The sequence below is a fragment of the Kitasatospora sp. SC0581 genome (assembly GCF_048159585.1).
GTDB lineage: Bacteria > Actinomycetota > Actinomycetes > Streptomycetales > Streptomycetaceae > Kitasatospora.
In genome coordinates this window covers 56258-78261 of sequence record NZ_JBLRWA010000025.1, presented here as the reverse complement: position 1 = coordinate 78261, position 22004 = coordinate 56258, and the positions used below count along the sequence as shown (strand labels likewise).

The window sequence follows — 22004 nt, the reverse complement described above, 5'->3', positions numbered from 1 at the left end:
CTGACCTGCGTCAGAAGAGCAGGTGCGCCACCGAGGTCAGCGCCGCCACCAACATGTTGGAGGCGACTCCGACGACGATGTCGGTGAGGATCTTGCGGATCCGTCCACGACGCGCAGGCTTGTACTCGATCGAGGTCATGCGGCCATCCCCAGGTAGTGATATCGGAAATGGCAGGGGGCACCCTACCGGGCAACCACGCTCACGTCAGATGTTGACCACCTGACGGGCACAACCATTCGTCAATCGCCGCCTGTCGAGGGCGCATGGAACCTAGGCCTCGTACCCTCCGGGAAGGTGCGCAGCGCAACGATGCTACCGCGTGGGACGCGTTGGCGTCGGGGGTCAGTGAGCGGAACCTGGCAGGACGCATGCCGGTCCGCCGCCATGCCCCGCAGGGGCAGAGGCAAAGGGCTCACCGTCGGCGCGCGAAGCTGTCGCGTCAGCGCTGCCGTGGGATGGGCAGGGGGCTCATGGCGGTGCCAGATCAATGACCTTTCCTTGCAGTGGAGTTCAGCGGATTCCCACTCAAGGCGGATCACGCCGTCGGCCAGGGAGCAAGCGCAGGCGACGAGAACGAGCTTGTGTCCGGTGAGAGGCGTGCGAGATCTGGATGAGGCTCGTCCTCATCCGGGGAATGCTGGGAACGAGCACGGTCGGACCGGAAGCGGGCGTATGTGCGTTGCCGGACGGCCGGTCATCGGCCCGCAGGCAGGGACTCCACTGGTCGCAGGCCTGCACCGGCAGTGGCACGGCGAACAGGTGTTCCGAGGCGAACCCCGGGAGCCCGTCGGCCCGGTGCGGTGAGTGGCCGATCAGCCGCGACGGCCGTGCGCCACCTCGATCTGCTCCACCTGTTGGCCGGCCACCAGGTTCCGCAGTTTGGCGCGTGTCTCCGGGTCCGTCGAGTAGACGACGGTGCCGATCATTCCGCGGGTCAGCAGCACCTTGTAGGTGTTGCGGATCAGGCGGTCGATGTCGGCGTCGGTGGTGGACTTGCGGAAGACGGGGTCCTTGGACGCCGTCCGGTCGGTGATCCACCGGTCGGTGCGCCAGACGAGGTCCGGCCCGAGGATGACGCCGCTCCAGTCGTACTCGAAGCCCTGCGCGGTGTACACGCAGCCGACCTGGCCGAAACCGGCCGGATCGGTGGCCCACAACGCGGCCGGCGGGGCGCCGGCGATCGACCGGTCGCCGTACACGTTCCACGGACGGGCCCAGTCACCGATGCGCACGTCGAGGGGGAGCGGGTCCCCCGGGGCGACCTTCGTCGTCCACTTCCAGCAGTACCCGGCCGACATGCGGGCGCCGTATCCCTCCGCGCGCCGGGCGTCGAGGAACGCCTCCAGCTCCTGGGGACTGTCCACGACCTCCAGGACGACCTTGCCGTCGGGCTCCCAGCCGACCGGGCCGCCGGGTTCGAGGGCCAGCAGGCGTACCACCCAGTGCAGGTAGGCGTCGCTGCCGCCGCAGCGGAACTGGCTGTCCAGCTCCACCACCTGGCAGTCCAGGCCCTTCACGGCAGCGGCGGCCCGGATCTGGGCCACCGTGCCCATCTCGCCCGGCCGGACGACCTGGTGCTCGTCCAGCAGGAACACGGGCACCCGGGCGGCGTCGATCAGCTCCTCGATCTGGGGCTTGCCGGTGCGCTGGGCGGCCTGGGTGTAGCGGTTCGCCGACGTCTCCCGGATCCGGTGGGCCTCGTCGCAGATCAGTACGTCCAGCCCGTTGCGCTCGGCGGTCATGAAGCTGTTGAAGTACTTGAACAGGTCCTGGACCGCACGCTTCCGTGCGCCGGCGATCCGGCGCATGGTGGTGGTGAACGAGCTGGACCCGGTCGCGTGCAGGGCCGTGACGCCGCGCCGGTACAGATCACCCAGGAGGGACAGCGCGATGACGCTCTTCCCGGTACCCGGGCCACCCGTGATGACGACGACCTCCTTGTGATCAGACTGCTGCGCCTGGCGGACCGCGCGCAGCACCAGCTCGTAGGCGACCCGCTGCTCGTCCAGCAGCACGAACTGCTCGCGCTCGCGAACCTCGTCGGCGGCGACCGCCATCAGCTGCTTGGAAGGGGCCACCTTGCCCGCGAGCAACTGGTCCGCCGCCTCCGCGCCGGAGACCGGCTTCAGCTTCGACTGGAGGTACTGGATGAACTCCCCGCGGCGCTCGGCGGTGAAGAGCCGGCCGCGCTCGTCCTGCGAGACCTCGTAGAGGCCCTGGACGCCGAACTCCGTCGCGTTGTGGAGGAAAGCGACGCCAGAGAGCCGCTCGGGATGCGCGGCGAGCGCGCCGTTGAAGGAGATCAGGTAGTCGCAGTAGCCGCGGACCTGCTCGATCGGGTTCAGCACCGGCCGGGTGTAGGCGTCCACCCGGCAGAGCAGCGGCTCGCCGTCCTCCGGAAGCGCGCTGCTCCACTGCTTGAGCTCGACCACCACGTACGACGGCTCGCCCGTGGTCGGGTGGACGCCGGCGAGTATGACGTCCGCTCGCTTGCTGTTGAGCGGCAGCGAGTACTCGAGGAGTACTTCGACCATGCCGAGCCCGGCGTCCAGGAGGGCGTTGGTCAGAGCCGGGATGCTCCGTTCCCAGGAGCGCACCTCGGATGAGCTGGGTTTGTGGCCGTGCTTGTGAACGAACTGGTCGATGAGGCGCACGAACAGTGATCCGGCCAGGCTCTCGGCAGCGACCGCGGACGCGGAGTCGCGGAACAGCAAGGAATGCTCCCAGGCAGCACGAAGTGACTCGTGCGGGTGGGGGCATGTCCCTGGAAGGAAGCCCGGCGGGCCGCGCTGATGACAAGGTCAAACCTACAACGGAGAGTCTCAGCACGTACCCGGACACCTGAGCCTTCGCCGACGCAAGGCGGACCGGAACGGGCGATGGGGACGGCTTGGGCCACGACAGCTGCGACGGGGCGGGGAGGCGCTGGGGCGGGGAAGTTTGGGGACCTACAGGGGATCACGCGTCGACCACCATTGCCTCTGAGGCGTCTTTCGGTGAACGAACGCGGGCTGTCTACCGTCTGACGTGCAGCGATGGCTATCGTCGGGCGCTGGGGGTCAAGGGGTCGTTGGTGGGCGGATTCCGGCGGGGGCTGTAGGGGACGACCAGCGAGTCGTCGTTGGGCGGGTTCGGGTTGGCGATCGTGTCGGCGACCTTGGTGAACTGCTTGTGTTTCTGTCTGCGGCGCCGGGGCGGGGGCTCGGGTGGGTCAGAGGTGGGGGGTGCGGGTGAAGTGGTGGGTGGCGGTGGTGAAGAGGAGGGTGCACCAGGCGGTGGTGGTGAGGGTGGGGAGGGTGGGGGAGGGGGCGGCGGAGAGGCGGGTGACGGCGGAGGCGGGGAGCCAGGGGGAGATGTCCCAGCCCTTGGTGGCGGCGAGGGCGGTGAGGGCGGACTCGGCGACCAGGGTCCACCCCAGGACTGTTCCCAGGGCTGCCGCGGTCGACCGCAGGAGCAGGCCGGCGGCGGAGCCCAGGACCGTGTAGGCGGGCATTGCCGCGAGCAGGCGCAGGGTGGTGGGGGGCTCCGTCCCAGTGGGGTGGGGAGCCGTGGCGTGCGGCGGTCAGGGTGGTGGTCGCCGCGCAGGTGGCCCAGACGGTGGCGGCGACCAGCAGGGACAGGAGGGCCAGCCCGGCGAGCTTGCCGGTGGCGAGTGCGCCGCGGGCCGGCTGGCGGACCAGCAGGTTTCGCCAGGTGCCCTCGCGGTACTCCTGGCAGAAGGCGTTGGCGGCCACGCACATCATGACCAGGCCGATCAGGGGTGTGGCGGTACGGGCGGCGCCGAGCAGGTCCACCGGGCCGGGGTCGTCCCGGAGGGCGGCGGTGCCGGCGGCGACCGCGGCGGTGGCCGCCGCGACGGAGCCGAGGAGCGGCCAGAGCAGCCGCGGCCGGAGCAGTTTGACCAGCTCGCTGCGGAACGCCTGGTGCACGTGGGTCAGCACGGGACGGCCGTCCTCTCGGTCGGGGCGGTCGGGTCGGTCGGCGCGGGCCCGGTGCCGGTGACCAGGGCGAGGAAGGCCTGCTCCACGGAGGTCCGTCGGACGGCCAGGTGGGCGAGGGTCGCGCCGCCCGCCGCCGCGATCCGGTTCAGTTCGGCGGCCGCGTCGGCGGGGGCCTCGACCAGCAGCAGCCCCTCCTCGTGGCGGTTGGGGTACCCGGCCCCGCTCAGCAGGTCGTGGAGGGCCGCGCCGTCGGCGGCGGACTCCGGGGCCAGTTCGACGACGGCCGTCCGGGAGGCGGTCAGCTCCGCCCTGCCGCCCTGGAACAGCACCCGGCCTCGGTGCATCAGGACGAAGCGGTCGCAGATCGCGTCCAGTTCGTTGAGCTGGTGGCTGGAGACCAGCACGGTGGCGCCGGCGTCCGCCAGGGACCGCAGCAGCTGCCGGAGTTGGAGGATGCCGATCGGGTCGAGCCCGTTCATCGGCTCGTCCAGGACGAGCAGCCGGGGCTCGGGGAGCAGGGCCGCGGCGATGCCGAGCCGTTGGCGCATGCCGAGCGAGTACCCGCCCACCGGTCGGCCGGCGTGGGCGGTGAGGCCGACCTGCTCCAGCACCTCGTCGACCCGGCCGCGGGGGATGCCGCCGAGTTCGGCGAGCACCCGCAGGTTGGTGCGGGCGTCGAGCCGCCGGTAGAGCGCGGGCTGTTCGATCAGCGCGCCGACCGTGTGGAGGTAGCGCTCCGGCCGGTCCAGCGGGTGTCCGAGGACGGTGCCGGTGCCCGCGTCGGGGCGGTCCAGGCCCAGTAGGACGCGCATGGTGGTGGTCTTGCCGGAGCCGTTGGGCCCGATCAGCGCGGTCAGCGAGCCGGCGGGGACGGTCAGGTCGACGCCGTCGAGGGCGGTGAGGGTGCCGTAGCGGCGGCGCAGTCCGCGGACCTCGACCGCCGGGCCGGCCGTCCGGGCGCTGGGAGGGGCGGAGGGAGGGGCGGTGGGAGGGGCGGTGGGAGGGGTCATGGTGTGGCGGGCTCCGTGCTGGCCGGGTGGGTCGGGGAGTCGGCGATGGTGAGGAGGGTGCCGGTCGGGTCGAGGCGGTGCAGCGCGGCGGTGGCCGTCTCGCCGTCGAGCCGGAGGTCGTGGCGGACGGCGCCGTGGTCCAGGACGACCAGCCGGCTCACCAACTCGTCGGCCCAGCCGAGGTCGTGGGTGCAGAGCAGGACGGTGCGCCCCTGGTCGCGCCAGTCGGCGGCGGCGGCCCGGAGCGCGCCGGCCGCGCCGGTGTCGAGGCCGTTGGTCGGCTCGTCGAGCAGGAGCAGCCGGGGCCGGTGCACGGTGGCGACGAGCAGGCCGAGCTGCTTGCGCATGCCGAGTGAGAGCTCCCGGACGAGGGCGTCCGGGCGGTCCTCCAGGGCGGTGCCGGCCAGCGCGGCGAGGGCCTCCCGCACCGGGGCGCCGTACAGCCTGGCCGCCAGGACCAGCTGCTCACGGACGGTCAGGTAGTCGTAGAGCGGCGGTTCGGCGGGGGCGTAGCCGCGCTCGGCCCGGACGGCGAGCGCGGTGGCCGGCCGGCCGGCGACGGCGACCCGGCCCGAGGTGGGCTCCTCCAGCCCGGCCAGCAGCCGCAGCAGGGCGGTCTTGCCCGACCCGTTGTGGCCGACCAGGGCGACGAACTCGCCCTCCCCGACGGTGAGTCCGACCTCGGCGAGGGCGGTGTGCCCGGCGTACCGGACACTGGCGGATTCGACGGCGATCACGGGCGCACCTTCCGGATTCGGAGATCACTTCGGGCCGCGAACCGCAGGACGGCCAGCAGCAGGGCCAGGTCGAGCAGGCAGGCCGCTGCCTCGACGGCCCCGCCGGTGCCGGTGGCCGAGCGGAGTACCGGCCCGGCCGCCGCGGGGGCGGCCAGCACCGCGGCCAGCAGGCCCTCCACGGTCTCGGCCGCGCCGGAACGGGCGGCCCGGCCGTCGGCGAAGCCCTCGGCGGCCGGGGTCAGGAAGGCGGCGGCCACCAGCGCGCAGCTGCCGGCCAGCAGCGCGACCGGGAGGGCGAGCAGCGCGCCCGCGGTCACGCTCCCGCCGCCGACCAGCAGCAGCCCGAGGTACAGCGGTACGACCGGTACGGCCGCGACGGCGCAGCAGGAGGCCACCTTCCCGGCCAGGATCCGGCCGAACGGCACCGGCGCCTGGCGGAGCAGGTCGAGCGACCGCTGCTCGGCCTCGACCCCCGCCACCTGGGCCACCACGGTGGACAGCGCCAGGAACACGGCGAGCGCCAGCGGAACGCTCCAGGCGCCCAGCGGGAGCCGCCACGGCGGTTCGCCGCCGTGGCCGAGCCGGACCCCCGCGCCGAGCGCCGCCAGGGCGAGGCCGACCAGGGCCGTCCGGAACAGCGCGCCGGTGCTGGCGACGGGGCGGCGGCGCAGCGCCAGCAGGTCCTTGGCCGCGGGCAGCAGCACCGGCGGCACCCGGTCGAGCAGGGTGCTGGAGGTGTGTGCGGCGGCCGCGGGCCCGCCGGGGACGGCGGGGCGGAGCGCGCCGCGGGCGGCGGCCCGGCGCAGCAGGAGGTGGGCGAGGCCGCCGAGCAGCAGCAGGGTCGAGCACCAGCCGAGCAGGGCCGTCCCGAGCCGGTCGGGGTCGAGCAGGCGGTCCCAGAGGTCCGGGCGGAGGCGGGCCACGGCGGAGCGCAGCGCCGCCCCGTACTCCTCGGGTTCGGCCCGGCCGGACAGGTGGAGGCGGTCGGCGAGCGGTCCGAGGACGAGCCCGAGGGCGGACAGCCCCGGCAGCAGGACGCCGAGCGCGGCGAGCGGCAGGGCCCGGCGCGGGCCCAGCATCAGTGCGGCGGTCGCGGCCACGTGGCCGAGCGCTCCGGCCAGCGCGGATCCGGCGACGGCGGTGAGCGCGGCGGGCAGCAGGGCCCGGCCCGCGGGGGAGGCGGCCAGCCAGGGGCCGGCCGCCAGGCCCGCGACCGTCACGGAGCCGACGGCCCCGGCCAGGGCGGGCAGCCAGAGGCGGGCCAGGAACACGGACTGCTGCGGCACCCGCCAGGAGAGCAGGACGGCGCGGTCGGGCGGATCGAGCAGCAGCCGGGCCTGGTTGGGCCGCGCCGAGAGCAGGTGGCCGGCGACCAGCACGACCGCCACCGACCAGCAGGCGCCGGACACGACGGTGCCGTCCTCGGGGCCGACCGGGAAGACCCGGCCGAGCGCCGAGCCGATCCCCCAGAGCAGGGCCGCGACGGTGGCCAGGCCGACGCCGACGGCCAGCGCGAGCACGGCCCGGGCCGGCGGGGCGAGGGTGCGCAGCCCCGGGAGGCGGTTGCGCCGGCGCCGCAGGTCGGCGTCGACCAGGGCCAGCCCGGCGGTCCAGGCGAGCCGGCGGCCGTCCATCAGTCCCGCCGGCCGGTGAGCAGGGCGACCGCGCTGGCCGCGACGACCAGGACGCAGAAGCCGGCGGCCGTCCCGTTGAGTCCGGCGGCGGCGGGCAGCCGGAAGCCCGCCACCCCGAGCGGCATGCAGACCAGGGCCGAGAAGCCGAACAGCAGCCAGCGGCCGGTGGAGGCCAGGGCGACCACCGCGCCGAGGGCGAGCAGCAGGACGGCGGCCGCCAGCCAGCCCCAGTTGAGCAGGTCCTGGGTCTGCACCACCGTCGACCGGGCGGCGTCGACGACCCGGTCGGCCCGGTCGACCGCGGCCAGGGTGTCCGGCCGGCTCGTCCAGTACCAGACCGTCCGGACCCCGGCCAGGACGGCGGCGGCCACGGCCAGCAGGCCGGCCACGGCCGCACCGGTCGGCTTGATCTGCGATACCACGGTGATGTCGGCTCCTCGGTCGTGCGGGGTCGTGCGGGGTCGTGCGGGGTCGTGCGGGGTCGTGCGGGGTCGTGCGGGGTCGTACGAGTCGTACGGGGGTCGTTCTCTCAAGCGGTGCGAGCGGCGCGGGCGGCGCCGGGCCCGGTCCCGGCCCGGCGCGGGCTCAGCGCGGGATCAGGCAGAGCGCGAGGAGCACCGCCGCGGGCGCGAGCGCGGCCGCCGCGCTGCGGGCGGGGCTCAGGCCGGTGCTGCGGCGCAGGACCTCGGTGAAGGCCGCGAACAGCACGACCAGGCCGAGGTCGGCGCTTCCCAGCGCGTCCACCAGTCCGTCCCAGGAGGGGCGGCCGACCAGGGCGGCGCCCGCGCCGAGCAGCAGCAGCTTGCCCACGAAGTAGAGGGCGGCCACCGTGCCGACGGTCGCGCGGTCCCGGGCGAAGCCGTCGCGGGCGCCGGCCAGTCGGCAGGCGCCGGCACCGGCGGCGCCGGCGAGCAGGACGGCCAGCAGCACGCCGATCGCGCCGAGCACCGATCCGAACAGCCAGCCCGCCCAGACGCCGGCCTTCACCGCGCCCGGTGCCGCGTCGGGGATCTTCTCCAGGACGGCCGCGCGGTAGCGGTCCAGGAGGCCGAGACCGGCCAGGGGTTGGACGAGGACGGCGAGCGCCAGGGCGGCGCGGTGGCGCAGGCGCCCGGCCCGGCCGTCGTCCCGGCCGTCGTCCCGGCCTTCGGGCGCGGCCTCCGGATCGAGCAGGGGACGGTGGTCCGTCGTGGTGGTCAAGGTCATCGGGGGCTCACCCACGTTTCCACGCCCGCGGCCACGGCGAGCGCGGCCAGCGAGGTTCCGAAGAGGACAGCGGCGTCGACCACGTGCTGGCTGAACGGGGCGCCCCGTCCGGACACCAGGCGGCGGGACAGCCCGAGCGCCGGGGCCAGGCCGGCCGCGACGGCGAGGCCGAGGGCCGGCAGTTCGAGCACCGCGTGCGGTCCGACGGCCCGCAGCAGTTGGCCGCCGCCCAGCGCGTACGCGTGCCCGATCAGCACGCCGACACCGAGGCCGGAGAGCAGCGAGAAGGCGACCGTGGTCAGGCCGAGGGTGGCGACTCCGCTGAAGGCCAGCGCGGCCACCTTGGCGTTGTTGAGGAAGACCTCGAGCCACAGGCCCGGACCGGCGGGTTTGGGTTCCACGCGGACGGCGGACTCGATGCCGCCCGAGCAGGAGATCCCGATCGCCATGCAGGCGAACCAGAGCAACTGCCCGGCGGCCACGGCCCAGCGCTGCCGGGCCCAGGCGGCTGCGAGCCCTCCGCAGACTCCCGCGATCATGTCGTCCCTCCCCAAGTCGTCTGCTGCACAAGGCCGGTGGGCCGGACCCCGCCGGTGCGGCGGGGTCCGGCCGGCGCCCGGGTCAGGCGATGATGGCGCGGCGGCCGCCGGCGGTGATCGCCTTCTTGAGCATCCACATGGCCACGCCGCCGGCGGCGGTGACGCCACCGAACAGCGAGAGGGCGGCGGCGACGTCGGTGCTGGCCTCGATGGCGGTCAGCACGCGGTCGGCGCTCTTTTACTCCAGACCGAAGTAGCCGGTCAGCACGTCAGGGGTGGTGGCGGCCAGCAGGAGCGGGGCGCTCAGACCGGCAACGGCCGCGCCGGCGGCGGCGATGCGCTTTTCCGGGGTCGAGAAAACGGACATGTTAATCTCCAGTTCGCCACTTTTAGGGAGTGGTTGGGAATATCCGGCAGCCACCGGTCGCTTCGGGACTGCGCCTGATCATCGAATCCGACCCCGTGCTGACGGTGGTGGCGGACTGTCCGGTGGACCGGGCGGTCGAGCGGGCCCGCGCGCTCCAGCCCGACCTGGTCCTGCTGGACCTCGGCCGCCAGGCCGACGCGGCCCTCGACACCCTGCTCTCGCTGATCTACCTGCCCCGGGCGCCCCGGGTGGCCATGCTGGCCACGGAGGAGGACGGCGGCCTGCTGAACCGGGCGCTGCGGCACGGCGCGGTCGGCTGCCTCCGGCGGAACGCCCCGAGCGGCCTGCTGCTGGACGCCGTCCGGGTGCTCACCTCGGGCGGTACCGTGGTCTTCCCGCAACTCCGGTCGGCCGCACCGGCGGTGGCGCCCGAGCCGCCCGACCGGCAGGTCCCGGCCCGGCTCAACGCCCGTGAGCTGGAGATCCTGGTCTGCCTGGGCGAGGGTCTGTCCAACGCGGACATCGCCGAGCGGCTGTACCTCCGCCCGGCGACCGTCAAGGACTACGTCAGCGAGCTGCTCGCCAAACTGGGCGTCCGCAACCGGACCCAGGCCGCCGTCCTGGCCGAGCGGTACGGACTGCTCAGGGCCCACGCCGCGGCGTGAGGAAGGGGCCCCGTGCGGGGCCCGGCGCACGACTCGGGGGCCCCGCAGGCGGGTTCGGGGCCGGCCGGGCGGCTCTCCCCGGGCCGGACGGCCGGCTGCCCTACGGGTTCTTCACCTCGGCGGTCCGTTCCGTCGCGTCCGGCTCGGCCGGTTCCTCGGTGGCGCGCGTGCCGTCCAGGCGGATGCCGCGCATCGAGGCCCACATCACCAGGGCGCTGCCGCAGACCACGCCGCAGTCGGCGAGGTTGAAGACCGGCCAGTGCGGCAGTTGGATCCAGTCCACGACGCGTCCCTCCCACGGGGAGGGGTCCCGGAACAGCCGGTCGATGAGGTTGCCGGCCGCGCCGGCGATGACCAGCCCGAAGGAGACCGCCCAGAGGGGGGTGCGGATCCGGGGCGACACCACCAGCATGAGGACGATGACCAGCATCTTCACCGTGGTGAAGAACCAGGTCTCCCCCGCGCCGATGGAGAACGCCCCGCCCGAATTGAAGACCAGCGTGAATTTCAGAAGCCCGCCGAGGGTCGATGTCGGATCGGTCCCCGAGAAATGTGTCAGCGCTATCTGTTTGGTGATGAAATCCGACGCCAGCAGTGCGATTGCCACGGCTGTCATGGTTCCCAGTCGTCGAGGCGTGTCACCGGACAAGGAAGCTCCTCGCGCAACCCGTAGGCGTAGTAAGCCAGTCATGGCCGCATTGTAGGTGACGGCGGCTTGCGCACGAGTGTCCACAAGTACGGGAGCGCACCGTCAGAACGGGAGCATACCTGCGCCGTTGCCGGGCGCCGGCCCCGCCGTCGCCGGGTGTCGGCGGGCCCCGATGGTCACCCGAAGACTCCGGCGAGGCGGGTCAGTCCCTCCCTGATCGCCTCGGCGGGGTGTCCGGTGAACGACAGCCGCAGGGTCGCCGGGTCGGGCCGGTCGGCGAAGAACGGCGCGCCGGGTACGTAGGCGACGTCGTGGGCGGCGGCCCGGGGCAGCAGGGCGGTGGCGTCGTGCCCGTCCGGCAGGCGCACCCACACGAACATCCCGCCGTCCGGCCGGTTCCAGGTGCTTCCGTGGGGGAGCGCGTGGGGCAGGCCGTCGAGCAGCGCGTCACGGCGTTCCCGGTAGGCGGCGCGGACCCGCGTCAGGTGCGCGTCGAGGTCGGCATGGGTGAGGTACCGGGCGGCGGCGGCCTGGTCGACGGTGGAGGAGTGCAGGTCGGTGGTCTGCTTCACCGTCGTACAGGCGCGGCGCAGTTCGGCCGGAGCGCGCAGCCAGCCGAGGCGCATGCCCGGGGACATGGTCTTGGAGAGGCTGCCGAGCAGCACCGTGCGGTCGGCCGCGGCGTCGAGCGAGGCGATCCACGGCAGCGGAGCGCCGTCGAACCGCAACTCGCCGTAGGGGTCGTCCTCGACGATCCACAGGCCGTGGTGGGCCGCGACCTCCGCGACGGCTCGGCGGCGCTCGACGGAGAGCGTACGGCCGGTCGGGTTCTGGAAGTTGGGGACGAGGTAGAGGAGTCTGGGCCGCTCCGAGGCGACGAGGCGGGCCAGCGCCACCGGGTCGACGCCGTCCTCGTCGGAGGGGACCGGGACGACGCGGGCTCCCGCGAAGGCGAAGCACTGCAGGGCCGCCAGATAGGTGGGGTTCTCCACGAGGACGGTGTCGCCGGGGGCCAGCAGCGCCGTCGAGACCAGCGTCAGTGCCTGCTGGGAGCCCGAGGTGACCAGCAGGTCGTCCGCCGGGGTGGGCAGGCCGCGGGAGCCCAGCCGCTCCGCGACGGCCACCCGCAGCGCCGGGTCGCCCTCGGTGGTCGAGTACTGGAGGACGCGGTGCGGGGCCGTGGCCAGCACGTGGTCGTACGCGGCCCGCAGGCCGGCGACGTCGAAGAGCTCCGGGGCGGGCAGGCCGCCGGCGAAGGAGATCACCTCCGGCCGCGCCGTGAGTTCGAGGATCTCCCGCACGGACGAGGCGTGGGCGGCGGTGTGGCGGGCGACGGGAACGGGGGCGGCGGCTGGGCTCGTCATGCCCGCAGGATACGGACGATCGGGGCGGTGTCGCGGGTGCGGGAGTCCCACGGGTGCCCAAACATGTCCCGTCGATTTCTTGCCGAGATCGCTCAGACGTCCGTGGTGACGGCGGGTTCCGCGACCGGCCGTGCCGGACCGTGATCTTCCGGAAACCACCAGGTGGGACCGGGACGGACGTTGACCTGCGGTCTTCCGCCAGATGGGCCGAAAACGCGTGGTCGGCCGTCGAACGGGCTTGTCGGGCGGTGCGGTGCGTATGTCAGTCTCTGGGGGCCGTGTGCCGTGTTCCACAGTGTTCTGACGGGGAATTCCGAATCTCTCTTTCCTTTCCCTGGTTCTCCGGGATGCGTTCCGTCATGCCGTCGGTCGGTTCGAAGTGATAACAGGGGGCGTCATGTCTGATCTCCGCCATGGGCATTCCGAGGCCTCCGTGAATTCCGCGGGAAATCGGTCGGTGCCGGAGGAACCCATCGCGTTGGTCGGAATCTCCTGCCGCCTTCCGGGCGCCGCTGGACCCCGGCAGTTGTGGGACCTCCTGCGGGACGGCCGCAGCGCCGTCACCGAAACTCCCGACGACCGCCGGGGCGGCCCCGGGGGGCCCGGGGACGACGAGCCGTCCGCCCTGCGGTGGGGGGCGTTCCTGGAGGACGTGGACCGGTTCGACGCGGGGTTCTTCGGGATCGGCCCGCGCGAGGCCGCCGCGATGGATCCGCAGCAGCGCCTGGCCCTGGAGCTGAGCTGGGAGGCCTTCGAGGACGCGGGAATCCGCCCGGAGACCTGGCGCTCCCAGGACACCGCCGTCTTCCTCGGCGTGGCGTCCGGCGACTACGGCCTCCTGCTCGACCGTCGGGGACCGGCCGCCCGGACCCCGCACACCGTCGCCGGCACCCAGCGCGGCATGACGGCCAACCGCGTCTCGTACGCCCTCGGCCTGCACGGCCCCAGCCTCACCGTCGACGCCGGCCAGGCGTCGTCGCTGGCCGCCGTCCACCTGGCCTGCGAGAGCCTGCGGCGCGGCGACTCCGCGCTCGCCGCGGCGGGCGGGGTGCACCTCAACCTGCTGCCCGACACGGCGCACGCGATGGCCGGGCTCGGCGCGCTCTCGCCCGACGGCCGCTGCTTCACCTTCGACGAGCGGGCGAACGGCTACGTCCGCGGCGAGGGCGGGGCGATGGTGGTGCTCAAGCCCCTGAACCGGGCCCTCGCCGACGGGGACCCGGTGTACGGCGTCCTGCTCGGCAGCGCCCTGAACAACGACGGCGGCGGAGAGGGACTGACGGTGCCGGCCCGGGCCGGGCAGGAGGAGGTGCTGCGGCGGGCCTGCGCGAGGGCGGGTGTCGACCCCGCGCACGTCCAGTACGTCGAACTGCACGGGACGGGCACCAGGGTCGGCGACCCGGTCGAGGCCGCCGCGCTGGGCGCCGTGTTCGGCGCGGCCCGGACGGCCGGCCAAAGCCCCCTGTACGTCGGCTCGGTGAAGACGAACGTCGGCCACCTGGAGGCCGCGGCGGGCGTGGTCGGCCTGGTCAAGGTGGCACTGTCGCTCCAGCACGCGACGCTGCCGCCGAGCCTCGGCTTCCGCACCCCCAACCCGCTGATCGACATGGACGCCCTGCGGCTGCGCATGGTGACGGACCGCCTGCCGTGGACCGGGGCGGACGGCACCCGCCTCGCGGGCGTCAGCTCCTTCGGTCTCGGCGGGACCAACTGCCATGTCGTGCTGTCCCAGCCGCCCGCCCCCGCCGCGGACACCCGGGCGCCGGCGGACGGCGGTTCCGGCGTGGTGCCGTGGGTCCTGTCCGGTGCCACAGCGGAGGCGCTGCGGGCCCAGGCCGACCGCCTCCGGTCGTACGTGGCCGAGGAGCCCGACGCCGAACCCGCCGACGTGGCCCTCGCGTTGGCCACCACGCGCGCGACCCGGGAGCACCGCGCGGTCGTCGTCGCGGCCGACCGCGAGGAGTTCCTCCAGGCCCTGACCGCCGCCGCCGAACCCGGCGGAGTCGACCCGGCACTGGTCCGGGGCAGCGTCGCCGAGGACGGCGAGGTCACCTTCGTCTACCCGGGCCAGGGATCCCAATGGGACGGCATGGCAAGGGAGTTGCTCGACACCTCGGCCGTCTTCCGGGAGCGGATGGAGCAGTGCGACCGGGCGCTGCGGCCGCACGTCGACTGGTCGCTGCTCGACGTCCTGCGCGGGACGCCCGACGCCCCGCCCCTGGAACGGGTCGACGTCGTCCAGCCCGTGCTGTGGGCCATGATGCTCGCGCTGACCGAGGTGTGGGGCTCCTTCGGGGTGCGTCCCGACGCGGTGGTGGGGCACTCGCAGGGCGAGATCGCCGCCGCGTGCGTCGCGGGCGCCCTCAGCGTCGAGGACGGCGCGAGGATCGTGGCGCTGCGCAGCCGCGCGCTCGGCCGGCTGGCGGGCACCGGCGCCATGGCCACCGTCTCCCTGCCCGTGGCGCAGGTCCGCGACCGGCTCGAACGGGGCTGGGACGGGGTGGAGATCGCCGCGGTCAACGGTCCGGTGTCCACGGTGGTCTCCGGTCCGCCCGGGAGCGTCGACCGGCTGCTGGCGGAGTACGAGGCCGAGGGCGTCTGGGTGCGCGCGATCCCGGTCGACTACGCCTCGCACTCCGGCGACGTGGAGGTCCTGCGGGACGCGCTGCTGACGGAACTCGCCGGGATCACCCCGCGCCGGTCGCGGATCCCGTTCTGCTCCACCGTCACCGGTGAGATCACCGACACCACGGAGCTGGACGCCGGCTACTGGTACCGCAACCTGCGCCGGCCGGTCCGGATGGAGACCGCCACCCGGCACCTGCTGGAGGCCGGGCACCGGACGTTCGTCGAGGTCAGCCCGCACCCGGTGCTCACCGTCGCGCTCCAGCAGACCGTCGGTGCCGCGGCGGCGGTCACCGGGACGCTCCGGCGGGGCGAGGGCGGTCCGCGCCGTCTGCTGGACTCCGTCGCCCGGCTCCACGTGCGCGGTGCGCGGGTCGACTGGCGGCCCGCGCTCCGGACGGGCAGCGGGCGCCGGCTCCGGCTGCCCACCTACCCGTTCCAGCGGCAGTCGTACTGGCTCGACGGCGAGGACCGGCGCGAAACCGCGGCGGTGGACGGGCGCGAGACCGTGGTGGCGGACCGGCGTGTGCCGTTCGGCGCGGAGACCGGGGCCCCCGCACCCGGGCCGTCGCGGCCCGGCCACGGCGAACTGACGGGCCTCGTACGGGAACACGCCGCGGCCGTGCTCGGCCACCCGGAGCCCGGGCTGGTCGACACCTCCCGCCGCTTCAAGGACCTCGGCTTCAACTCGCTGGACGCCGTCAACCTCCTGGAACGGCTGGCCGCCGCCACCGGCGTCCCGCTCCCGCCCACCCTGATCTTCGACCACCCCACGCCCGCCCTCCTGGCGGAGTGGCTGCGCACGGAGCTCGCGGGCGAACGCACCGACACCGGCACCGCACCCCTCCGCACCCCCCACGACGACGAGCCGATCGCGATCGTGGGGATGGGGTGCCGCTACCCGGGCGGGGTGAGCTCGCCGGAGGACCTGTGGCGGCTGGTGTCGGAGGGGCGGGACGCGATCTCCGGCCTCCCGGAGGGGCGGGGGTGGGACCTGGAGCACCTCTACGACCCCGATCCCGACGCGGGGGAAGGCGGGCGGACGTACACGCGTGGCGGGGGTTTCCTGCACGACGCGGACCTGTTCGACGCGGGGTTCTTCGGCGTTCCGCCGCGCGAGGCGGAGGCGATGGACCCGCAGCAGCGGCTGCTGCTGGAGGTGTCGTGGGAGGCGTTGGAGCGGGCGGGGATCCGTCCCGACACCCTGAAGGGCAGTGCGACCGGCGTCTTCACCGGAGTGATGACCAGCGGCTACCGGCCCGCCCCCGCCCGGATCCCGGTGGAGTTCGAAGGACACGTCCTGACCGGCAACGAGAGCAGTGTCGCGTCCGGCCGGGTGTCCTACGTGCTGGGGCTGGAGGGCCCGGCCCTGTCGGTGGACACGGCGTGCTCGTCGTCGCTGGTGGCGCTGCACCTGGCGGTGCAGTCGCTGCGGCGGGGTGAGTGCTCGATGGCGCTGGCCGGCGGCGTCACCGTCATGGCGGCCCCGGCCACCCTCATCGAGTTCGCCCGGCACCGGGGCCTGTCCCCGGACGGCCGGTGCCGGGCCTTCGGTGAGGGGGCCGAGGGGACGGGGTTCGGTGAGGGCTGCGGCGTGCTGGTGCTGGAGCGGTTGTCGGATGCGCGGCGGGCTGGGCGCCGGGTGTTGGGGGTGGTGCGGGGTTCGGCGGTGAACCAGGACGGTGCGTCGAACGGGTTGACGGCGCCGAGTGGTCGGGCGCAGGTGCGGGTGGTGCGCGGGGCCTTGGAGGACGCGGGGTTGTCGGCGGGTGACGTCGACGCGGTGGAGGCGCACGGGACGGGGACGCGGTTGGGCGATCCGATCGAGGCGCAGGCCTTGCTGTCCGCCTACGGGGTGGAGCGCGAAGTGCCGTTGTGGCTGGGGTCGGTGAAGTCGAACATCGGTCATACGCAGGCCGCCGCGGGTGTGGCGGGTGTGATGAAGATGGTGTTGGCGATGCGGCACGGGGTGCTGCCGCGGACGTTGCACGCGGAGGTGCCGTCGTCGCATGTGGACTGGTCCTCGGGCGGGGTGGAGCTGCTGAGCGAGGCGCGGGAGTGGCCTGAGCTGGGCCGGCCGCGGCGGGCGGGTGTGTCCTCGTTCGGGATCAGTGGGACGAACGCGCATGTGATCGTGGAAGGGGTCGCTGAAGAAGCAATTACCTCTCCCGATGGCCCTGTTGATGATGTGGTGCCGTGGGTGGTGTCCGGCCGGTCGGTGGAGGCGTTGCGGGCACAGGCGGGCCGGCTGGCGGAGCACCTGGCGGAGCACCCGGAGGTCGGCGCGGGCAGCGTCGGTTGGTCGCTGGTCGCGCAGCGCTCGCTGTTCGAGCAGCGTGCCGTCGTGACGGGCGCCGACCGTGAAGAACTGCTCGCGGGGCTGCGCGTCCTGGCCGAGAGCGGTACGGCGGACAACGTCACCGTCACGCCCCCCACCACACCCCCCGACGGCTCGAACGGGCTCGCGCTGCTCTTCACCGGCCAGGGCGCGCAACGCCTCGGCATGGGCCGCAGTCTGCACCGGGACTTCCCCGTCTTCGCGAAGGCGTTCGACGAGGCGTGTGCGCAGTTGGACGCGCACCTGCCCGTCCCCCTGAAGGACGTCGTCTTCGGTACGGACGCCGACCTCCTGGACCGCACCCTGTACGCCCAGTCGGCCCTGTTCGCCCTGGAGACCGCGCAGTTCAGGCTCCTGGAGCACTATGGCATCAGGCCCGACCACCTGCTCGGACACTCGGTCGGCGAGGTGGCCGCCGCCCATGTCGCGGGCGTGCTCGACCTGCCGGACGCCGCGCTCATGGTGGCGACGCGGGGACGGCTGATGCAGGCCGCCCGCGGCGACGGCGCCATGATCGCCGTGGAGGCCACCGAGCAGGAGGTCCTGACGGTCCTCGGAGAGCGCGAGGACCTGGCGGGGATCGCCGCCGTCAACGGCCCGCGGTCCGTGGTGGTCTCGGGTGATGCCGCGGTCGCCACCGAGGTCGCGGACCACTTCGCGGCGCTGGGGCGCCGGACCAGGCGGCTGCGGGTCAGCCACGCCTTCCACTCTCCCCACATGGACAGCGCGCTGGAGGAGTTCCGCACCGTCCTCGAAGGCCTGACCTTCCGCGCCCCCGTCCTCTCCGTCGTGTCCAACGTGACCGGGCGGGAGGCCACCGCCGAGCAGCTCTGCTCCCCTGACTACTGGGTGTCCCACATCCGCCGCGCCGTCCGGTTCGGCGACGGGGTCGAGCACCTCGCCGGGCTCGGCGTGGGGACCTACCTTGAACTCGGCCCCGACGGTGTCCTGACCGGTCTGGTCCCGGACTGCCTGCCGGCCGGGACCGACGCGGTCACCCTGCCGCTGCTGCGGGCCCGGCGCCCGGAGTCCGGCTCCCTGCTCACCGCGGTCGCCCAGGCCGCCTTCATCGGCCACCTGCCCGACTGGTCCCCGCTCTTCCCGGGCGCGCGGCCGGTGGAGCTGCCGACGTACGCCTTCCAGCACCGGTCCTACTGGCTGACGCAGGACACCGCCGTCGCGGACGTGGCCTCGGCGGGTCTCGAGACCGTGGGGCACCCGCTGCTGGGCGCGGCGGTCGAGCGGCCCGACGGGAGGGGCTGGGTGTTCACCGGCCGCCTCTCGCCCACGACCCACCCCTGGACGGAGGACCACGTCATCGGCGAGGAGGTGCTGCTGCCCGGTGTGGCGCTGCTCGACGTCGCCCTCGCGGCGGGCGCCCGGGCCGGCTGCCGGCGGCTGGACGAACTCACCCTGGAAGCCCCGCTGTCCCTCCACCCCGACGCTCCGACCGACCTGCGCGTGGTGCTGGACCCCGAGGAGGAGGGGCGCTGGTCACTGGCCGTGTTCTCGCGCTCCGACGACACCTGGCGGCGCCACGCCACCGGCGTGCTGGCCGCCGCCGGGGCCGAAAGCAGCGGGAGCGCGCTGACGGACTGGCCGCCGAAGGACGCGACCCCTCTCGACGTGGCCGACGCGTACCAGGCCCTGGCCGCCCGCGGCTACGACTACGGGCCGACCTTCCAGGGCCTGCGCGCCGCCTGGCGCGACGGCGACGTGCTGTACGCGGAGGTCGGGCTCCCGGCCGGCGTGGAGCCCTCCGGTTTCGGGGTGCACCCGGCCGTGCTGGACGCGGCGCTGCACCTGCTCGTCCTGGAGGGCGACCAGGCGGCCGGGCTCCGGCTGCCGTTCGCCTGGTCCGGTGCCGAACTGCACGCCACCGGTGCCACCGCGCTGCGGGTACGGCTGACGCCCACCGGCACCGACACCGTGGCCCTGGCCGTCTGCGACGCCGCCGGGGCGCCGGTCGCCACCGTCGAGGCGCTGACCCTGCGCCCCTACTCGGCGGCGGGCGGGGGCCGTACGCCGCTGTTCGCCGTGGACTGGGTGCCCGTGCCGGACCCGGCCGCCGGCACCGCTCCGGCCGGCCCGGCCCCGGACCTGCCGACGGACCGCTGGGCCGTCCTCGGCACGCGCGGCCCCGACCTGCCGGGCGTGACCCGCCACGCCGACCTCACCACGCTGGCCGGTGCGGTCGAGGACCTGGAGGTGGCCGTCCTCCCGTGGACGGCGAGCGCGCCGGAGCACGCGGTGCCGTCCGCGGCCCATGACGCCGCCCGGGAGGCCCTGGGCCTGCTGAAGAGCTGGCTGGCCGAGGAGCACCGGACCTCCGCGCCGCTGGTGGTCCTCACCCGGAACGCGGTGGCCGTCGAAGCGGCCGAAGGCGTGGCGGACCTCGCCGCATCCGTGCTGTGGGGCCTGCTGCGCACCGCCCAGACCGAACACCCGGGCCGCTTCGTCCTGCTCGACGCCGACGCCGACCCGACCCCCGGGCTGGTGGCCGCCGCGCTCGCCACCGGAGAGCCCCAACTGGCGCTGCGCAAGGGCACCTTGAAGGCCGCCCGGCTGGCCCGGCAGACACCCCGTGAGCTGCTCGCACCCCCGGAGGGCGCGCCGGCCTGGCGGATGGAACCGGGCGCCAGCGGCTCCCTCGACGCGCTGTCCCTCCGGGCCCGCCCCGAGGCGCTCGCCCCCCTGCTGCCGGGCGAGGTGCGCGTCGCCGTCCGCGCCGCGGGCCTCAACTTCCGTGACGCGCTGAACGCCCTGGGGCTCTACCCCGGCGACGCGGGCCCGCTCGGCATCGAGGGGGCCGGCGTGGTCACCGAGGTCGGCCCCGGGGTGACCGGGTTCGCGCCCGGCGACCGGGTCATGGGCCTGCTGCCCGGTGCCTTCGGACCGGTGGTCGCCACCGACAGCAGGATGCTCGTCACCGTCCCGGACGGCTGGACCTTCGCCCAGGCGGCGGCCGTTCCCGTCGTCTTCCTGACCGCCTACTACGCGCTGACCGACCTGGCCGCCCTGGCCCCGGGCCAGTCGCTGCTGGTCCACGCGGCGGCGGGCGGCGTCGGCATGGCCGCGGTCCAGCTCGCCCACCACCTCGGCGCGCGGGTCTTCGGCACCGCGAGCCCCGGCAAGTGGGACACGCTGCGCTCCATGGGCCTGCCGGACGAGCGCATCGCCTCGTCCCGGGACCTCCTCTTCGAGCAGGGCTTCCGCCGGGTGCTCGGCGAGGACGGCGGCTTCGACGTCGTCCTCAACGCGCTGGCCCACGAGTACGTGGACGCCTCGCTGCGCCTGCTGCGCCCCGGCGGCCGGTTCCTGGAGATGGGCAAGACCGACGTCAGGGACCCCGCGTCCCTCCCCGACGTCTCCTACCAGGCGTTCGACCTCATGGTGGTCGACGCGGACCGCATCCAGGAGATGCTCACCGAGCTCGTGCGCCTCTTCGAGGCCGGCGCGCTCACCCACCTCCCGCTCACCGTCCGGGACGTCCGCCGGGGCAGGGAGGCCTTCCGCCACATCAGCCAGGGCCGCCACACCGGCAAGAACGTGCTCACCCTTCCGGCGTCGTTGGATCCGGAGGGGGCGGTGCTGGTGGTCGGTGGTACGGGGGTGTTGGGGGCGTTGCTGGCACGTCATCTGGTGGTGGCGTGCGGGGTGCGGCACCTGGTGCTGGTGAGTCGTCGGGGTGTGGAGGCGCCCGGGGCGGTGGGGTTGCGGGACGAACTGCTGGAGTTGGGCGCGCGCACTGTGGTGGTGCGGGCGTGTGACGCGGCCGACCGTACGGCACTGGGGGTGCTGGTCGACGAGGTGGTGGCCGAGCGGCCGCTGACGGGCGTGTTCCACGTGGCGGGTGTGCTGCGCGACGGGGTGCTGGTGTCGCTGGGTGCGGAGGCGCTGGGGGAGGTGTTGCGGTCGAAGGTGGACGGTGCGTGGGCGTTGCACGAGGTGACGCGGGAGCGGTGCCCCGGGCTGGCGGCCTTCGTGCTGTACTCCTCGGTGTCGGGCCTGGTGGGCACCGCGGGCCAGGCGAACTACGCGGCGGCGAACACGTTCCTGGACGCGCTGGCGCAGGAGCGGTCGGCCCGGGGGCTGCCGGGTCTCTCACTGGCGTGGGGGTTGTGGGAGCAGGAGTCCGGTATGACCGCCGGCCTCGACGACACGGCCTTCCAGCGCTTCGAGCGGTACGGCATCGGAAAGATCCCCTCCGAACAGGGCATGGCGCTGTTCGACGAGGCGCGGCAGGGAAGCGAGCCGGCCGTGGCACCGCTGGTGCTCGACCCGGCGCGACTGCACGCGAGGGCCGCCGTGGCCGACCTGCCACCGCTGCTGCGCGGCCTCGTCTCCGCCCCGGCCCGGCGTACGGCGGCCGCTGCCGCGGCACCGAGGACGGCGGGCGCCTCCACCTGGACCGACCGGATCGCGGGGGCGGCCGGAGGACGCGGCCTCGACGTCGTGACGGAGCTCCTGTGCCAGGAGATCGCCGACGTCCTCGGCCACTCGGGGCCCGGAGCCATCGACACCGGCGCGGAGTTCCGGGGGCTCGGCCTCGACTCCCTCACCCTCGTCGAACTGCGCAACCGGCTCAACGCGGCCACCGGGCTCAGGCTCCCCGTCAACGTGCTGTTCGACCAGCCCACACCGGACGAACTGGCCGCCCACCTCCTGGCGGCCCTCGAACCCGAGCAACCGGACCCGGTCTCGCGCATCCTCGCCGACGCCGACCGGATGGAGGAGGCGTTGAAGCTCTTCGCCGGCGAGCGCGAGGACCGCACCAGGGTCACCACCCGACTGACGCAGATCCTTCGCGCCTGGCAGCGGGAGCAGGACGAACCCGCCGAATCCGCCGACGACCTCGACCACGTGACCGACGACGAACTCTTCGACGCGCTCGACAACGAACTGTCGCGCTGAGGTAAGGGAAAGGT

15 protein-coding genes and 2 pseudogenes are annotated in these 22004 nt (G+C 74.2%); 3 read left to right on the top strand and 14 right to left on the bottom strand.

Annotated features, from left to right (window positions below):
• Nucleotides 1-10 precede the first annotated feature (10 nt).
• A complete protein-coding gene (locus ACLWS4_RS28805; RefSeq protein ID WP_387967051.1) occupies nucleotides 11-139 on the bottom strand; it encodes a DUF6408 family protein in 129 nt (42 codons plus the stop codon).
• Nucleotides 140-682: 543 nt separating this feature from the next.
• Between ACLWS4_RS28805 and ACLWS4_RS28800 the strand changes: the two are divergent.
• A pseudogene (locus ACLWS4_RS28800) lies at nucleotides 683-805 on the top strand (restriction endonuclease); the annotation flags it as partial.
• 8 nt (nucleotides 806-813) lie between these two features.
• Here ACLWS4_RS28800 and ACLWS4_RS28795 read toward each other — a convergent pair.
• The 11 genes and pseudogenes from ACLWS4_RS28795 to ACLWS4_RS28745 all read right to left on the bottom strand — a co-directional run bounded on the left by ACLWS4_RS28795 (nucleotide 814) and on the right by ACLWS4_RS28745 (nucleotide 9435).
• Nucleotides 814-2715 carry a DNA/RNA helicase domain-containing protein gene (locus ACLWS4_RS28795; RefSeq protein ID WP_416875651.1) on the bottom strand — a complete coding sequence of 634 codons (1902 nt, stop codon included), beginning with the start codon at nucleotides 2713-2715 and terminating at the stop codon, nucleotides 814-816.
• 497 nt (nucleotides 2716-3212) lie between these two features.
• Nucleotides 3213-3494: a hypothetical protein gene (locus ACLWS4_RS28790; protein WP_416875667.1), complete on the bottom strand. Its 282-nt coding sequence runs from the start codon at nucleotides 3492-3494 to the stop codon at nucleotides 3213-3215.
• A 91-nt stretch (nucleotides 3495-3585) separates the two neighbouring features.
• Nucleotides 3586-3930 (bottom strand): annotated as a pseudogene (locus tag ACLWS4_RS28785) (ABC transporter permease); the annotation flags it as partial.
• A 5-nt stretch (nucleotides 3931-3935) separates the two neighbouring features.
• Entirely contained in the window at nucleotides 3936-4952 is a 1017-nt protein-coding gene (locus ACLWS4_RS28780) for an ABC transporter ATP-binding protein (protein WP_416875650.1), read from the bottom strand.
• On the bottom strand, nucleotides 4949-5689 hold the full coding sequence (locus tag ACLWS4_RS28775) for an ABC transporter ATP-binding protein (RefSeq protein WP_416875649.1): 741 nt from the start codon (nucleotides 5687-5689) through the stop codon (nucleotides 4949-4951). Before ACLWS4_RS28775 ends, ACLWS4_RS28780 begins: the two co-directional genes overlap by 4 nt.
• Nucleotides 5686-7323 (bottom strand): hypothetical protein, encoded by a 1638-nt coding sequence (locus ACLWS4_RS28770; protein WP_416875648.1) that lies wholly within the window; start codon nucleotides 7321-7323, stop codon nucleotides 5686-5688. Before ACLWS4_RS28770 ends, ACLWS4_RS28775 begins: the two co-directional genes overlap by 4 nt.
• Nucleotides 7323-7745, bottom strand: coding sequence for a hypothetical protein (locus tag ACLWS4_RS28765; protein ID WP_074004720.1), 423 nt, complete (start codon nucleotides 7743-7745; stop codon nucleotides 7323-7325). The genes ACLWS4_RS28770 and ACLWS4_RS28765 overlap by 1 nt, the downstream gene beginning before the upstream one ends.
• Before the next feature lie 163 nt (nucleotides 7746-7908).
• Nucleotides 7909-8529 (bottom strand): hypothetical protein, encoded by a 621-nt coding sequence (locus ACLWS4_RS28760; RefSeq protein ID WP_416875647.1) that lies wholly within the window; start codon nucleotides 8527-8529, stop codon nucleotides 7909-7911.
• Nucleotides 8526-9068, bottom strand: a complete 543-nt coding sequence (locus ACLWS4_RS28755) for a stage II sporulation protein M (protein WP_416875646.1) — start codon at nucleotides 9066-9068, stop codon at nucleotides 8526-8528. Before ACLWS4_RS28755 ends, ACLWS4_RS28760 begins: the two co-directional genes overlap by 4 nt.
• Before the next feature lie 82 nt (nucleotides 9069-9150).
• Nucleotides 9151-9291, bottom strand: coding sequence for a hypothetical protein (locus ACLWS4_RS28750; protein ID WP_416875645.1), 141 nt, complete (start codon nucleotides 9289-9291; stop codon nucleotides 9151-9153).
• A gap of 15 nt (nucleotides 9292-9306) precedes the next feature.
• Nucleotides 9307-9435 (bottom strand): hypothetical protein, encoded by a 129-nt coding sequence (locus ACLWS4_RS28745; protein WP_416875644.1) that lies wholly within the window; start codon nucleotides 9433-9435, stop codon nucleotides 9307-9309.
• 95 nt (nucleotides 9436-9530) lie between these two features.
• On the opposite strand from ACLWS4_RS28745, the gene ACLWS4_RS28740 reads away from it, so the two are divergent.
• Entirely contained in the window at nucleotides 9531-10100 is a 570-nt protein-coding gene (locus tag ACLWS4_RS28740) for a DNA-binding response regulator (protein ID WP_416875643.1), read from the top strand.
• Between the two features lie 100 nt (nucleotides 10101-10200).
• Here the strand turns inward: ACLWS4_RS28740 and lspA are convergent, their stop codons facing one another.
• Nucleotides 10201-10707, bottom strand: coding sequence for a signal peptidase II (gene lspA, locus ACLWS4_RS28735; RefSeq protein WP_198959458.1), 507 nt, complete (start codon nucleotides 10705-10707; stop codon nucleotides 10201-10203).
• A 218-nt stretch (nucleotides 10708-10925) separates the two neighbouring features.
• Nucleotides 10926-12113 carry a PLP-dependent aminotransferase family protein gene (locus ACLWS4_RS28730; protein ID WP_416875642.1) on the bottom strand — a complete coding sequence of 396 codons (1188 nt, stop codon included), beginning with the start codon at nucleotides 12111-12113 and terminating at the stop codon, nucleotides 10926-10928.
• Nucleotides 12114-12570: 457 nt separating this feature from the next.
• Here ACLWS4_RS28730 and ACLWS4_RS28725 point away from each other — a divergent pair, with 457 nt between their 5' ends.
• On the top strand, nucleotides 12571-21990 hold the full coding sequence (locus ACLWS4_RS28725) for a beta-ketoacyl synthase N-terminal-like domain-containing protein (protein ID WP_416875641.1): 9420 nt from the start codon (nucleotides 12571-12573) through the stop codon (nucleotides 21988-21990).
• Nucleotides 21991-22004 lie beyond the last annotated feature (14 nt).

What these genes read in the sequence shown, in the direction of transcription:
- ACLWS4_RS28805 (WP_387967051.1), bottom strand. Translation starts at nt 139, where the DNA reads ATGACCTCGATCGAGTACAAGCCTGCGCGTCGTGGACGGATCCGCAAG.
- ACLWS4_RS28790 (WP_416875667.1), bottom strand. Translation starts at nt 3,494, where the DNA reads ATGCCCGCCTACACGGTCCTGGGCTCCGCCGCCGGCCTGCTCCTGCGG.
- ACLWS4_RS28780 (WP_416875650.1), bottom strand. Translation starts at nt 4,952, where the DNA reads ATGACCCCTCCCACCGCCCCTCCCACCGCCCCTCCCTCCGCCCCTCCC.
- ACLWS4_RS28770 (WP_416875648.1), bottom strand. Translation starts at nt 7,323, where the DNA reads ATGGACGGCCGCCGGCTCGCCTGGACCGCCGGGCTGGCCCTGGTCGAC.
- ACLWS4_RS28760 (WP_416875647.1), bottom strand. Translation starts at nt 8,529, where the DNA reads ATGACCTTGACCACCACGACGGACCACCGTCCCCTGCTCGATCCGGAG.
- ACLWS4_RS28755 (WP_416875646.1), bottom strand. Translation starts at nt 9,068, where the DNA reads ATGATCGCGGGAGTCTGCGGAGGGCTCGCAGCCGCCTGGGCCCGGCAG.
- ACLWS4_RS28745 (WP_416875644.1), bottom strand. Translation starts at nt 9,435, where the DNA reads ATGTCCGTTTTCTCGACCCCGGAAAAGCGCATCGCCGCCGCCGGCGCG.
- ACLWS4_RS28730 (WP_416875642.1), bottom strand. Translation starts at nt 12,113, where the DNA reads ATGACGAGCCCAGCCGCCGCCCCCGTTCCCGTCGCCCGCCACACCGCC.